Raw genomic sequence first — 13966 nt, 5'->3', positions numbered from 1 at the left:
CTGGCCGAGTGCCGCTACCGCGCCCGCCCAAGCCAACATCCACGCCAACATTCGCGGCGATCACCGCGAAGCTGTGGAGGTGTTTGGCCGAGGACGACGACTTCCGAAAATCTGCTATCGAACTCGGCGTTGTCGATCGCGACTGGCTCGAGCACCCGGACGAACAGGTCCGGCCGCCGAATCCCCCGCTGGAGGTCACGCGGCGGCTGCTCGAGCGAACGGTCGAGCGCCGGCCTTCGGTTCTGGCCACAATCGGGCTCAACGCAATCGAGATGCTGTCGTGGGACACGGCGTACGAACGCTCACCCAATCCTGGTGCACAGACCAGCGCGGAGGTCGCAGTCCTGTTCACCGACCTCGAAGGCTTCACCCGCTTCACGGCAGAACACGGCGACGCCGCTGCGCTCGAGCTATTAGGGCGCCACCACGAGACCGCGTTGCCGATCATCCGCGGTTGGGGTGGACGAGTGGTCAAACGACTGGGCGACGGCTTGATGTTGGTGTTCCCGACCCCGACTTCGGGCGTCCGCGCAGCAGTCGAATTGGTGCCCACCGGACCGACCCCGCTCCGTATTCGCGCCGGTGCACACACCGGACTCGCCGTCGTCACGAAGGACGATCTGCTCGGGCATGTCGTGAACGTGGCTGCCCGTGTCACCGGTCAAGCCGAAGGCGGCCAAGTTCTCGTGACGGCCGAGGTCCGCAAGGCGGTCGGCGACATTCCCACGGTCCGATTCACCGGACCGTGGAGCCGCGAGTTGAAGGGAATCGACGAACCGGTATCGGTTTACCAGGCCGAATCAGCCGTTTAGTGCCCTACGACGCCTTCGGCCTTCGCCGCAGCCGCCACCGCTTCGGCAACAGCGGGGGCTACGCGCGGATCGAGCGGGCTTGGCACGATCTTGTCGACGCTGAGTTCATCGGCGACGACCGAGAGAATCGCGTTCGCGGCCGCAAGCTTCATACCCTCGGTGATCCGTCGCGCACCCGCGTCGAGCGCCCCCTTGAACACACCGGGGAACGCGAGGACGTTGTTGATCTGATTCGGGAAGTCGCTACGACCGGTCGCGACGATGGCCGCGTGCTTGCGAGCGACCTCGGGGTGAATCTCGGGGTCGGGGTTCGACAGCGCGAACACGATCGAGTCCGGCGCCATCGATGCAATCAGATCCTCTGGAATCTTGCCTGCCGAAACACCGAGGAAGACGTCCGCACCTTCGAGTGCCTCGGCGGCCCCGCCCGAGCGACCCTGTGGGTTCGTCCGTGCTGCGAGATCGGTCTTGACGTCGGTCAGGTCCGTGCGCTCGCTGCACACGATGCCCTTGGAATCGAGCACCACCACATCGGTGATTCCCGCTGCCAGCAAGATGTTCGCGCAAGCGACACCCGCGGCGCCCGCGCCCGAGATGACGACGCGAAGCGGCTCGAGGCTGCGGCCCTGGACCGTGGTGGCGCCCTTCAAGGCGGCGAGGACGACGATTGCCGTGCCGTGCTGGTCGTCGTGCATCACGGGGCAGTCGAGCGCTTCGATGACGCGACGCTCGATCTCGAAGCACCGCGGAGCCGAGATGTCTTCGAGGTTGACCGCGCCGAAGCTGGGACGCAGGCGAATCAGCGTCTCGACGATCTCGTCGGGATCCTTGGTGTCGAGAACGATCGGGATCGAGTTGAGGCCCGCGAACTTCTTGAACAGCGCGGACTTGCCTTCCATGACCGGAAGCGACGCGCGCGGACCGATATCGCCGAGCCCGAGCACAGCGGTGCCGTCGCTCACGACAACGACGAGCCGATCGGTCCAGGTGTAGCGCTTGGCAAGCGTCTCGTCGGCGGCAATGGCGCGGCTGACCTGAGCGACGCCAGGCGTATAGGCGATCGAAAGGTCGCGCTGCGTCTCGAGAGGCGAGGTCAGTTCTACCGACAGCTTGCCGCCGATATGACCAGCAAAGATATCTTCGTCGGTGATGGCGGACAGGTTGCCCTGGGGGCCCGTTGGCGCTTCAGTCACAGCAGACACGATGACACTCCTCTTCGCGGCCCGAGTATTCGGGCCGGGTTAACTATATTGCGGCTAGGCAAATTCGAACCGTCGATGCGCGTTCATTGAGAATCGTGGACTGGGACGGGTGCGTCCGAGAAACCGTATGTACCTGCGCTCGGGGCGGTGGCGCCGGCGCTGAGGTGGTGCCAAGTTTGCCACCGCGGCCGAAAGGTTCGCAACGAGGGTCGGTGCAAATGGAGTCGCGGTCGGCGACGGTGACGCCGCGACCTCCATCATCGGCAACCGTAAGTCATGTTGATTACCCGGACGTAAGAACGATCTCAATCTCGGATCTTGTCCGCGGTGAGGGTGGCTCAGTCGCGGAGCTTGCGGAGCGACCATTCAACACGACTACGGCGGGCCTCGAAGAATGAAAGGCACGGCTCGTCGCGGAGCTTGCGGAGCGACCATTCAACACGACTACGGCGGGCCTCGAAGAATGAGAGGCACGGCTCGTCGCGGAGCTTGCGGAGCGATCCAACACGACTACGGCGGGCCTCGAAGAATGAGAGGCACGGCTCGTCGCAGAGCTTGCGGAGCGACCATTCAACACGACTACGGCGGGCCTCGAAGAATGAGAGGCACGGCTCGTCGCGGAGCTTGCGGAGCGACCATTCAATATGACTAGCCAGGCCTCGAAGAATGAGAGGGACGGCTAGTCCCACCATTGGGTCCACAGGAGTGCCGCAGTCACCACGAACACCGCGAGCGATGCGACCAGGGAGGCTCCTCCCCTTCGGCGATCGGCGACGACCTGAGCCACAAACACAACGACCGACGTCGCGACATGCCAGGTGATCGACGTCGATCCGGGGCCGGGAAAGTCCCATCGGTCGCCGAGAAAGTGCGCACCCACGACGACGAGAGTCAGGACGATGACCCCCGCAGTGATCGCACCGCTGAGGCCGCGAATCAGCCTGCCTGACAACGAATCCGTCATCGGGTGCCACCGGTGAGCACGCCGACACCGGTCGCGGCGGCGACGAGCTTGTCGAATTGGACCGGATCGGTGGTGAATTCGCCGAGGCGGACCGTCTTGTTCGTGCCGTGATAGTCCGACGATCCGGTCGTGACCAGGCTGAGCTCGTCGGCCAGCGACCTCAGCATGTCTCGGTCCGCGGGTGCGTGATCGATGTGGTCCACCTCGAGGCCGCTCAGTCCGGCGGCAGCGATCTCCCGGATGTGGTCGACGGAGACCAGTCGGCCGCGAGTTCGCGCCCGTGCGTGAGCGAGCACGCATACTCCGCCTGCTGCGCGAACCATCTCGACCGCCGCCGTCAGCGGTGTGTCCGCCTTCTCGACGTAGTACGGACCGTTGTTGGCCAGGAGATGGGCGAATGCAGCGTCGACGCTCTCGACGACTCCGGCGGCGACGAGCGCACGCGCGAGATGCGGTCGGCCCGCTGCGGCACCAGTAGCGGCCAGGATCTCGTCGATGTCGATCGGGTACCCGTCGGCGGCCAAGTGTTCGCCCATCGCACGCAGCCGCGTGACACGTTCGCCGCGGAGGCGTTCGCGCTCGCGGGCGAACACCTCGTTGCCAGGGTCGAAGAGATAGGCCAACAAATGCACGGCAACGGGTGAACCGTCCTCCCCGTCACCCGTGCACGACATTTCCATTCCACGGACGAGCCGCATGGTCGACGGCAATTCCTGCAGGGTCTGTTCGGCCTCGACCCACCCAGCCGTGCTGTCGTGATCTGTGATGGCAACGACGTCCAAACCCGCTGTCGCAGCTGCTCGCAGCAGCTCAGCAGGTGAATCGGTGCCGTCCGACGCAGTCGAATGGGTATGGATATCGATCCGCACCTCACCAGTCTGTCAGGCGTAGCATTCGGGCGTGCCGTCCATCCCGCCGCTCGTGTCGTTGCGCAAGCAGGGAAAGCGCCCGACCGAGGACCAGGTGAGCCTGCCGCGAATTCCCATTCCGGCGGCGCGCGCGATCGTCGATTGCGCGGTCTACGTCGATGGAGTTCGGCTTCCCGGCAAATTCACCCATACCGCCGCGATCATGGAGGTCCGTAAGCGCGGCGCAGGGTTCGCGTGGATCGGCCTTCATGAGCCCGACGAAGGCCAAATGGCCAGCATCGCACAGTGTTTCAGCCTGCATGAGCTGACCGTCGAAGACGCCGTCCATGCCCACGAGCGCCCGAAGTTGGAGCGCTACGACGACCTGTTGTTTCTGGTGTTGCGCACCGTCAAATATGTCGAGCACGATGTTCACGCAATCAGCGAGGTCGTCGAGACCGGCGAGATCATGGTGTTCATCGGCCGCGATTTCGTCGTCACGGTCCGGCACGGCGATTTCACCGGGTTGGGTGGCGTACGTCACGCGCTCGAAGCCAATCCGCAGCGTCTCGCGCTGGGTCCGACCGCCGTATTGCACGCGATTGCCGACCATGTCGTCGACACCTACCTCGAGGTCGTCAAGCAGGTCGAACGTGATGTCGACACCATGGAAGAAGAAGTGTTCACGCCTGGCAACCGCGTCGACGTTGCACCGATCTACCAGCTTAAACGTGAAGTCGTCGAGCTGCGCAGATCGGTGAACCCGCTTTCCACGCCGCTGCAGGCGTTGACCAGCGGCTACGACGGCGCGATCCCGAAAGAGATTCGCCGCTATCTCCGTGACGTCACCGACCACCACACCCTCGTTGCCGAGCGAATCGCAGAGTTCGACGAGGCACTCAGCTCGCTCATCCATGCGGCGCTGGCGAAAGTCGGGGTCCAGCAGAACACGGACATGCGCAAGATCTCGGCCTGGGTCGCGATTGCTGCGGTGCCGACGTTCGTTGCCGGCATCTACGGCATGAACTTCGAGCACATGCCCGAGTTGAAATGGACGTATGGCTACCCGATGGTGCTGGTCTTCATTGCCATCGTTTGCACCGTGTTGGGCTACACGTTCCACAAGAACGATTGGCTATAGCTGCGCCGCACCACGCCGAGGATTGCGGATGTCGATTCCCACCTCACGCCACGCCTCGCGCAACGCGTCAGCACCACGCAAGCGCACCCACGCTGCCTCGGTCCCGGTGATCGGCGCGACCTCGAAGAAGCGCACCGGCTCAGCGGGTTCGGCCAGTGGCAAGTCGTCGATGTCGCCCGGGCCCAAGAGGGCCGCTGTGAACGGTGAGTCCTTCCACAGCGGTTCGCCGAGATCGAGCAAGGCATCGGGCTGCAGAATGACTCCTTCGACCGCGGGTGCTGCAGCCAGCACCGCGAGCGTCCTGTGCACGCCGGATGCGACGCCCGCTCCCCCATGCAGCGTGAGGACCAGTTCGGCCCGCGGCCCACGAACGCTGTCGGTCACGAGATCGCCCGGGTCGCCCATCGGATGACGCGAACAACCTGCCGTCGCGTATCGAACGAGCGCTTCACTATCGGACCCGAAACGCAGCACCTCGATTGGCTCCAAACCGAGGAAAGTCACCGATGCCGCGGTCGGCTCAGGACCGCCGATCTGCGAATGCAAGTGCGCCCGAACGGCTGAAACGATGTCTTCGGTCACGGAATGATCCTCGCATTCCGCACCCTCGTGAGTCTTTTTGGAGTCTATGGACTCCGAAAAGACTCACAAGGGGTGGATGTGGACGTCCCGATTTTCGACCGTGGGATGGGCAAATTCCAGCAACCGCCGGCCTTCGCGCTCGATGGCGGCGAGGTGGGTCTTGGCGGGCTGAGTGAACATCGATACGTCCAGCTTGGCCGCCTTTTTGGCGTTCGACAGCGCGCAATAGCCGGCGACTCGTCCGTTGACGAGGACCGCGGGCTTGATGATGCCGTTGATCGTGAACACGGACTTCTTGTATTCCTCGTCCATGATTCGGGTCCGGTCGGCGTAGGACAGCAAGACGTTGTCGAAAGGCGCAAGAATCCGGACCGGTGCCGTCACGCCCGCGTCGGGCCGTGGGGCGTCCAGCAGATCGAACAGCTCGGCACCCGACTCCGACCGGAAGGTCACCAGCTGCGGACGCAACCGTTCCATCACCTCGCCGAGACGAGTCAGCCCGGACCAGGCTTGGACGTCCAGGACAGTCGCAGGTCCGTATGCGGCCAAGTAGCGCAGCAGCATGTCGTCGGGCGACGGCTCGAGGATGGGCGGCTTACCTGCCCAGTTCTCCAACGTCGTCAGTGTCGGCTGACCACTTCGCCCCCACACCCCACGCGGCGGGACCTGCACCAGCGCAAGGAGATTGCGCAGCCCATGGGCCAACGCGGCCGGGTCGCGGTCCGGCCAGCGCTGCGCGAAGATCGGCCGCAGGTCGGCCAGCGTCATCGGCGACTGCTCGACCAATTCCCTACCGACCGAGGCCAATTCGTCGAAATCGATATCCCGTAACCCCGCCGCGTACAGTGCGTTCTGAGCGAGATCGCGGACCATGATCGGCTGCACCAACGGCCGCAGGACGCGGGCATCGTCGGCGGCGAGCAGGTGAACGGTCCCGCGCATGACCACGATCCGGACCGCGCGGCGGTCGAGGATCAGGTCCGAAAGTTGTTGCGGTTCAAATCTTTCGAGCCTTGCCCACGCGGCGAAGTACGGCGCAGTGGGCGATTGTGCCTGCAAGCCGTAGGCGTGGGTGACGAAATCGATCGTCGAGGTCGCGCTGCGAGCCAGCAGGTGCTGCCTCGCCAAGGTCGCGCGGTTCAACGCGCGTTGGGTGAGTACAGCGGTCACCGCACTATCGTGCCCGACGCACACTGTGCGTGAGTTTGGCCCCTGGAGGGGCCAAACTCACGCACAGTTGTCAGGCGACCTGAACTTTCTCGGCCGCTGCCTCGACGGGCTGCGGCGCATCGGAGAAGCCGGCCAGCTTGACGTCCTTGATGAACAAGGCGACGACGAAGCCGACCACACCGGCGGCTGCGGCCGCCCAGAACACGCCCTGAATTCCGTGCGTGACACCGACATGCAGTGCGTTCTGCAGCTCGGCCGGCAGGGTTTTCACCATCGACGGCGGCAACTGCGCTCCGCCCGAGACCAGCTTGGCACCAGCATCGCCCGCCTCGTTGGTGAGACTGTCCGTCAGTCGCGTCGTGTAGACGGTGCCGAGGACAGCCGTTCCCAGCGACATTCCCATCGTCCGCAGGAATGTGCTCGCACCCATGCCCGCGCCCATATCGCGCAGGCTGACGCTGTTCTGCGCGATCAGCATCGACGGCTGCATCAGCAGGCCGACGCCGAAACCGAGCACGATCATGAAGAACGCCAGGGTGAGCTTCGTCGTGTCGGTCTGGACCTGAGCCATCAAGACCATCCCTGCGGTGAGAACCACGCCGCCGATGATCGGGAAAATCCGGATCTTGCCGATCCGCGAGGTCAGCTGGCCCACGATCAAGCTGGCCAGAATCATCGGGAACATCATCGGCAGCAGAAGCAGGCCGCTGTTGGTTGCCGACGCGCCCTGCACCAACTGCTGGAACTGCGGCAGGTAGGCAGCGGAGCCCATCATCGCCAAGCCGACCAAGAACGACAGCCCGCCCGCCAACGCGAAGTTCCGGTTGGAGAACACGTGCAACGGCAGGATCGGTTCGCTCACACGCTGTTCGACGGCGACGAAAGCGACGAACGCTACGACTCCGATCACGGCGAGAAGTGCAATCTGCCAAGAGCCCCACGCATATTGCGAGCCCGCCCAGCTGCCGAGCAGCACCAGTGCGCTCGCCCAGACGGCGAGGAGCGCGGCGCCCCACCAGTCGATGATGACCTTGCCCGTGGTCCGTCGAGGCGAGTGCAACGTGAACCAGACGGTCACGATCGCGATCGCACCGAGCGGGATGTTGACGTAGAACGCCCAGCGCCACGACGCGTTGTCGGTGATCCATCCGCCGATCAGCGGACCGCCCAGCATCGCCAGGGGCATGATCGCCATGAACAGACCCTGGTACTTGCCACGTTCGGCGGGCGGGATCAATTCGCCGAGGATTGCCATCACGCCGACAATCAATCCGCCGGCACCGAGGCCTTGGAGCCCGCGGAACAGGATGAGTTCCATCATGCTCTGCGACATTCCAGTCAGCGCGGAGCCGGCCAGGAACACGACGATCGACGCAAGGAACATCGACTTGCGGCCGAACAGGTCACCGAGCTTGCCCCACAACAACGTGGAAATAGCGGTAGCGAGCGTGTAGGCGGTCAAGACCCAGGACAGGTGCTTGAGACCGCCGAGGTCGCCGACGATCGTGGGAAGCGCTGGCCCCACGATCGTGTTGTCCAACATGGCGAGCAGCATCGTGATCATCAGCCCGCTCATGACGGTGATGATTTCGCGATGGCTGCGCCGCTGGAATCCTTCTTCGATCGTGCCGTTGACGGCTTTGGTTTCGTCCATTTCCCCACCACGCTTACTTGCCGACCGGTTAGCTACTTACCTGCCGTATAGTAATCTCCTGATAGACGATGTCAACCGGGATTAATCGGACAGGAGTGCGCACAGATGCCGTCGAGCGAAGGTTCAATGAGGGATCGCATCTTGCGTGTGGCCCTCGAACTGTTCACTGAACAGGGCTACGACGGGACCTCACTGCGCGAGATCGCCGAGCGGCTGAACGTCACCAAGGCTGCGTTGTACTACCACTTCAAATCCAAGGAAGCACTCCTGCTCAGCCTGATGGAGGAGCTGAAGGAATCGATCGACGCCCTTGTGGACTGGGCGCGCGAGCAGGAGTTTTCCGCAGAGTTCCAAGCCGAGATACTCGAACGCCTCGCCGACCTGTTCTACGGCGACGCAAGCCGAATCGTCCGCCTGCTACAGGAGAATCAGCCGGTCATTCGCTCGATCGCCGCCGAAAAGCAAGGCATCGGCGGACCCAAACCCGGCGAGTGGGTGTTCCAGATCCTCGACCTGCTCACCCCAGCAGACGCAGATCTTTACCAGCGCACCAGGATTCGCACTGCTTTGATGGCAATCGTGTTCGGGTCGTTCGCCAGCCGAAGGCTGGACGGGACTGGGCCCGAGGTGAGCCCGGAGGAGCACAAGAAGGTGTCGCTCGCCGTCGCGCGCGAGCTGTTAGATGGCCAGCTTGGCCAGTAGGTCGCGGGCAGCCTCAGCAGTTTTGGGGTCGCACAGCACGTCGTAGCGACCGGCGACCAACTGCATCGATGATGCAAAATCGCGCTGACCGCGCGTCGCGGCGTACGGGATCGCCGTGGAGATAACGCCGAACACGATGCCGCCGACGATGCCGACCGCCAGCGGACCGAACAGCCCGCCGTTGGTGAACAGACCCAGCAGCAAGCCGAAGAACACGCCGAGCCACGCACCCGAAACTATGCCGCCGCCAATGACTTTGCCCCAGGTCAACCTGCCGAGCACGCGCTCCACCTGCATCAGGTCGACCCCGACGATCGTCACATCCTCGACCGAGAAAGCCTGGTCCGCAAGGTAATCGACAGCGCGTTGCGCCTCTGCGTAGGTTGGGTAGGAACCGATCGGCCAACCCGACGGTGGCGTCGGCAGCCCCTGTCCAGCACGACTCGGACCGCCCAGTGGATTCGTCATAGCTACATTGTGCCCCGCAGATTGCCCGCCCTGCGCACTTAGCTGCGTTTACTGCCTCGCTCGCGGAGCTTGCGGAGCGACCATCCAACACTCAGGCCGGGTCTCGAAGAATGAGAGACACGGCCTAGCCTGGGGCGTATGGCAGCGGTAAGTAAGGTCTTCGCCGCGAGGCTCGCGGGCTTGGTTGTGCTCGGGCCGGACGGCGAATCAGTAGGCCGGGTCCGAGATGTGGTGATCACCATCCGGCTCGGCCGCCAACAGCCACGCGTGATCGGCCTTGTCGTCGAATTGCTCACGCACAGAAGAATCTTCGTACCGATGCTCCGCGTCACCGCTGTCGAACCCAGCAGCGTGACGCTCATGACCGGAAACGTCAGCCTTCGGCGCTTCGCCCAGCGAACAGGCGAAGTGCTCGTGCTCGCACAGGTCCTCGACTCGAAGGTCCGCGTGAACGATCCGGACGACCCGGAGCTTGGCAGCCAAGAAGTAATCGTCGTCGATCTCGGAATGGAGTTGACCCGTACTCGGGACTGGGTGGTGTCTCGCGTCGCTGTGCGTCCACATCGCGGCAGGCTCGGGCGTCGAGGCAGGCTCGAAGTGGTCGATTGGCAGCAGGTGGAGGGCCTCACGCCGAGCGACCTCGCATTGCCCGGCCAGGGTGTCTCGGCGTTGCTGATGCAATTCGAGGGGCTTCGCCCTGCCGACGTCGCGAACGCGATGCGCGAACTGCCGGAGAAGCGGCGCCTCGAGGTCGCGATCGCGCTCGACGACGAGCGACTGGCCGACGTGGTGCAAGAGCTACCCGACGACGATCAGGTCGAATTGCTCGGCCAACTCGAATCCGAGCGCGCAGCGGACGTGCTGGAGGCAATGGATCCCGACGACGCCGCAGACCTGTTGGGCGAGCTGCCCGACGCGGAGGCGGAATCGCTGTTGCGATTGATGGATCCCGAGGAATCGGAGCCCGTTCGTCGACTGCTCGCTCACTCCCCCGACACTGCGGGCGGTTTGATGACGCCCGAGCCGGTGATCCTCAACCCCGCAACCACGGTCGCCGAGGCGCTGGCGCGGGTCCGCAACGCTGACCTCACGCCCGCCATTGCGAGTCTCGTGTTCGTCGTGCGCCCGCCGACTGCCACACCGACCGGTCGCTACCTGGGCTGCGTCCACTTGCAGCAGCTGTTACGTGAGCCGCCGGCCAGCTTGGTCGGTGGGATCCTCGACAAGGATCTACCGCAATTGCGACCGCACGACCCGCTGACAACGGTGACCCGATATTTCGCGACCTACAACCTCGTATGCGGACCGGTGGTCGACGATCAACGCCACCTCCTCGGCGCGGTTACGGTCGACGACGTTCTTGATCACCTGCTGCCGGAAGACTGGCGTGAGCACGAGGGGTCCATCGGTGAGTGAGAAGCGGATTTCCAGTGAAAAGGCGGCGGCAAGCGCGGCGCGCCAGCGGCTAGAGACCCCCGTCGGCTCGCGCGGGTTCAAGTTCACCTTCGATGTCGAGGCCGTCGGCCGTACGGGCGAAACGTTCGCCCGATTTCTCGGAACGGGCCGCTACCTCGCAATTCAGACGGTCTTCGTTATCGTCTGGGTCCTGCTGAATGTGTTCGCGGTCCGGTTCCGGTGGGATCCGTATCCGTTCATTTTGCTGAATCTCGCATTTTCCACTCAGGCGGCATACGCCGCACCGCTGATCTTGCTGGCCCAGAACCGGCAAGAAAACCGCGACCGGGTGTCGTTGGAAGAGGATCGAGTTCGCGCTGCGCAGACGAAAGCAGATACCGAGTTCCTCGCTCGCGAACTCGCTTCATTACGAATTGCTATCGGTGAGGTAACGACCCGTGACTATTTGCGTCGAGAACTGGATGAGTTACGCGATCTGATGATCGAACGAACGCCCAATTCCCCAGGTACAGGCAAGAATTCCGCTAGTTCTGGAAAAGGGTCCGGTTCCGGCAAATCGCGGCGTGCGAAAGCACCGAGCGAATTCACTCATTCGGAAGACCTCCCCAACCCCGGTATGTAATCTGGACAACGTTGTCCAGAGCGGTTATCGACCGCTGACACGATTCCGCTGGTGGTGTGTCGAATGCGTTTGAAGGCCCCGATAACAGTTTCCGCGCTTGTTCTAGCCGGGCTGGTTTCGGCCGGTTCGTCGGCGAGCACATATGTCGGTGGCCCAGATCCGCGGACCCCTGCCCCGTTGCTGTCTGCAGCCGCGCACGAGCAAATCAGCGCCGTAAAACTCGCGAACACCGTCGGATTGGTCCCGTCGTCGCCTCGGCCTGCGCGCAAGCTCCACCAAGTCTCGCCGACGCTTCCGGCGTCGTTCGCGGGCGCGATGCCATTGCGGGACGTCTCGATTCCGAGTGCGATCGGAGCCCTCGGTATTCCGGAGATCGCGTTGGCCGCCTACCGCAACGCAGAGTTGGCGCTGGCCGCATCCGAACCCAACTGCGGTGTGAGCTGGAACCTGCTCGCTGCGATCGGTCGCATCGAATCGGGCCACGCCGGCGGCGGTAAGACCGACGCCGTAGGCACAACGACCACTCGCGTTCTCGGCCCAACCCTCGACGGCACCCTGGCCGGCAACAACGTCATCACCGACACCGACGGCGGTGCGCTCGACGGCGACAATCTGCACGACCGCGCAATCGGCCCAATGCAATTCATCCCGAGCACCTGGAAAAACTACGCGTCCGACGCCAACGGCGACGGTGTTGCAGATCCGAACAACATCTTCGACGCTGCCCTCTCGGCCGGCAAATACCTCTGCTCGGGCGGACTGAATCTCCGCGAACCAGCACAGGAACTGCAGTCGGTGCTGCGCTACAACAACTCGATGGCCTATGCCGCCAACGTTCTGAGCTGGTCGGCGGCGTACCGCACTGGCGCAATTCCGTCGCCGGTGTCGATCTCGGCGGATCTCGTTCCACCGGGAACGTCGCCGATCGACGTGTCGGCCCTCGTCGCGGAGTCGGCCGCGGCCACGACGACGACAACAACCACGGACACCACGAGCCCATCGACCACGACCACCACGTCGCCGCCGATGATCACGATCCCCGGCATCGGCGAATTCCCGTGCGGCATCCTCTGCCCTGCGCCGCCACCGCCGGCAGTCGTGCAGCCGACCACACCGACCACGCCTGCTGCACCAGGTGCCCCAGGCCAACAGTTGGTCGAGGCGCCTCCGGCAGCGCCGAACGCGCAGGCTCCCGCGACGCCGAACTCACCCGACCCGTTCATGCGCCCCGCGCCTACACAGGAAGCCGCACCGGCCGCTCCTGCGGCTCCGACGCAGCCACCCGTGGCGCCTGGTCCGGCGTCGGCCCCGGTGCCGGCACCCGAACCGCTCTTTCAGCTTCCGCCGCTGCAGTTGCCGTTCGAGTTGCCACCCCTTCCGACCTTCCCGCTCGCAATGCCGCTACCCTAAGTTTCGGCAGTTGGCCACAGCCGTGAGCAATGTCACGGCGAGATAACGAAAAAATCTCAAATAGGGTACCCTCGGCTCCGACCTGAAATCGGAGCGCCTCGATAGAGGCCAACGGAGGTATCAGCTAGTGGGTCGCCACAGCAAGAAGTCGAGTTCGACCATTCGGCGAAATTCTTTGATCGCCTTGACCGGGCTCGTTCCAGCTGGACTCGTCACCGAAGCTCTCGTCACGCAGGCGCCTGCGGCGCAGATTGCCGGTGACGTCGTATCGCCCGTCGCGCTCGGCCATTCGGCCGCATTCGACCGAGTCACGCCCGCCACGACAGCCGCCAAGGTGGTGAACGAGCCGGTCGCCACGCCTGCCCCGCCACCGCCGGCCGAGCCGTCGCTGCCGACCAGCGTCAAGGCGTCACCGCTCGGTGTCCCGAACATCAACGTCGCCGCCTACAAGGCCGCTGAGGCCACCCTCGCGGCACAGAATCCGGCTTGCGGGATGTCGTGGACCCTCATCGCAGGCATTGGCCGCGTCGAGTCCACGCACGCCAACGACGGTAAGGCCGACGAACACGGCAATCTGCTGAGCCCGATCTACGGACCGATCCTCGACGGCAGCCTCTACGGCAACAACGTCATCCACGACACCGACAACGGTGCGCTCGACGGCAACGCCACCTACGACCGCGCGGTCGGGCCCATGCAGTTCCTGCCCGAAACCTGGAAGAAGTACGGGGTCGACGGCAACGGCGACGGCGTCGCCGATCCGCAGAACCTGTTCGACGCCGCGTTGACGACCGGTCGCTACCTGTGCGACGGCGGATTGAACATGCGCGACATCGCTCAGCAGACCAAAGCGATTCTGCGCTACAACAATTCGATGGCTTACGTGGCGAACGTGATGGCCTGGTCCGTCGGCTACGCAACCGGTATCGTGCCTGCCGCTGCGGCCCTTCCGCAGATCCACTGATGGGTCCGTCC

Annotated in this window: 14 protein-coding genes; 7 read left to right on the top strand and 7 right to left on the bottom strand. The window is 64.1% G+C overall.

Annotation, left to right across the window (positions count from 1 at the left end; all coding sequences use genetic code 11):
- Positions 1 to 8 precede the first annotated feature (8 nt).
- Positions 9 to 812 carry an adenylate/guanylate cyclase domain-containing protein gene (locus tag FGL95_RS22200; protein WP_169590815.1) on the top strand — a complete coding sequence of 268 codons (804 nt, stop codon included), beginning with the start codon at positions 9 to 11 and terminating at the stop codon, positions 810 to 812.
- Here FGL95_RS22200 and FGL95_RS22195 read toward each other — a convergent pair.
- The 3 genes from FGL95_RS22195 to FGL95_RS22185 form a co-directional block, all read right to left on the bottom strand.
- Positions 809 to 2014, bottom strand: coding sequence for a malic enzyme-like NAD(P)-binding protein (locus tag FGL95_RS22195; RefSeq protein WP_169590813.1), 1206 nt, complete (start codon positions 2012 to 2014; stop codon positions 809 to 811). The genes FGL95_RS22200 and FGL95_RS22195 overlap by 4 nt on opposite strands.
- A gap of 679 nt (positions 2015 to 2693) precedes the next feature.
- Entirely contained in the window at positions 2694 to 2978 is a 285-nt protein-coding gene (locus FGL95_RS22190; RefSeq protein ID WP_169590811.1) for a hypothetical protein, read from the bottom strand.
- On the bottom strand, positions 2975 to 3847 hold the full coding sequence (locus tag FGL95_RS22185) for a PHP domain-containing protein (RefSeq protein ID WP_169590809.1): 873 nt from the start codon (positions 3845 to 3847) through the stop codon (positions 2975 to 2977). The genes FGL95_RS22190 and FGL95_RS22185 overlap by 4 nt, the downstream gene beginning before the upstream one ends.
- Positions 3848 to 3878: 31 nt before the next feature.
- Between FGL95_RS22185 and FGL95_RS22180 the strand changes: the two genes are divergently transcribed.
- Positions 3879 to 4967, top strand: coding sequence for a magnesium and cobalt transport protein CorA (locus FGL95_RS22180; RefSeq protein WP_169590807.1), 1089 nt, complete (start codon positions 3879 to 3881; stop codon positions 4965 to 4967).
- Here the strand turns inward: FGL95_RS22180 and FGL95_RS22175 are convergent.
- From FGL95_RS22175 to FGL95_RS22165, 3 genes are all read right to left on the bottom strand, one after another.
- A complete protein-coding gene (locus tag FGL95_RS22175) occupies positions 4962 to 5549 on the bottom strand; it encodes a suppressor of fused domain protein (RefSeq protein WP_169590805.1) in 588 nt (195 codons plus the stop codon). The two genes, FGL95_RS22180 and FGL95_RS22175, sit on opposite strands and share 6 nt — an antisense overlap.
- 63 nt (positions 5550 to 5612) lie before the next feature.
- Positions 5613 to 6719 carry a DNA glycosylase AlkZ-like family protein gene (locus tag FGL95_RS22170; protein ID WP_169590803.1) on the bottom strand — a complete coding sequence of 369 codons (1107 nt, stop codon included), beginning with the start codon at positions 6717 to 6719 and terminating at the stop codon, positions 5613 to 5615.
- A gap of 70 nt (positions 6720 to 6789) precedes the next feature.
- Positions 6790 to 8373, bottom strand: coding sequence for an MDR family MFS transporter (locus tag FGL95_RS22165; RefSeq protein WP_169590802.1), 1584 nt, complete (start codon positions 8371 to 8373; stop codon positions 6790 to 6792).
- 126 nt (positions 8374 to 8499) lie between these two features.
- Here FGL95_RS22165 and FGL95_RS22160 point away from each other — a divergent pair, with 126 nt between their 5' ends.
- Positions 8500 to 9075: a TetR/AcrR family transcriptional regulator gene (locus FGL95_RS22160; RefSeq protein ID WP_169590800.1), complete on the top strand. Its 576-nt coding sequence runs from the start codon at positions 8500 to 8502 to the stop codon at positions 9073 to 9075.
- Here the strand turns inward: FGL95_RS22160 and FGL95_RS22155 are convergent.
- On the bottom strand, positions 9052 to 9543 hold the full coding sequence (locus FGL95_RS22155; protein ID WP_169590798.1) for a YflT domain-containing protein: 492 nt from the start codon (positions 9541 to 9543) through the stop codon (positions 9052 to 9054). The two genes, FGL95_RS22160 and FGL95_RS22155, sit on opposite strands and share 24 nt — an antisense overlap.
- Positions 9544 to 9681: 138 nt before the next feature.
- Between FGL95_RS22155 and FGL95_RS22150 the strand changes: the two genes are divergently transcribed.
- The 4 genes from FGL95_RS22150 to FGL95_RS22135 all read left to right on the top strand — a co-directional run bounded on the left by FGL95_RS22150 (position 9682) and on the right by FGL95_RS22135 (position 13955).
- Positions 9682 to 10959: a magnesium transporter MgtE N-terminal domain-containing protein gene (locus tag FGL95_RS22150; protein ID WP_169590797.1), complete on the top strand. Its 1278-nt coding sequence runs from the start codon at positions 9682 to 9684 to the stop codon at positions 10957 to 10959.
- A gap of 7 nt (positions 10960 to 10966) precedes the next feature.
- Complete coding sequence (locus FGL95_RS22145) at positions 10967 to 11581, top strand: DUF1003 domain-containing protein (protein WP_169591183.1); 615 nt, start codon at positions 10967 to 10969, stop codon at positions 11579 to 11581.
- Between the two features lie 63 nt (positions 11582 to 11644).
- A complete protein-coding gene (locus FGL95_RS22140) occupies positions 11645 to 12991 on the top strand; it encodes a lytic transglycosylase domain-containing protein (protein WP_169590795.1) in 1347 nt (448 codons plus the stop codon).
- 127 nt (positions 12992 to 13118) lie between these two features.
- Complete coding sequence (locus FGL95_RS22135; RefSeq protein WP_169590793.1) at positions 13119 to 13955, top strand: lytic murein transglycosylase; 837 nt, start codon at positions 13119 to 13121, stop codon at positions 13953 to 13955.
- Positions 13956 to 13966 lie beyond the last annotated feature (11 nt).

Origin of the sequence: Antrihabitans stalactiti, from assembly GCF_012932915.1 — a bacterium.
Taxonomy (GTDB): Bacteria; Actinomycetota; Actinomycetes; order Mycobacteriales; family Mycobacteriaceae; genus Antrihabitans; species Antrihabitans stalactiti.
The sequence above is the reverse complement of the archived record's forward strand: the minus strand, read 5'-3'. Positions and strand labels throughout refer to the sequence as shown.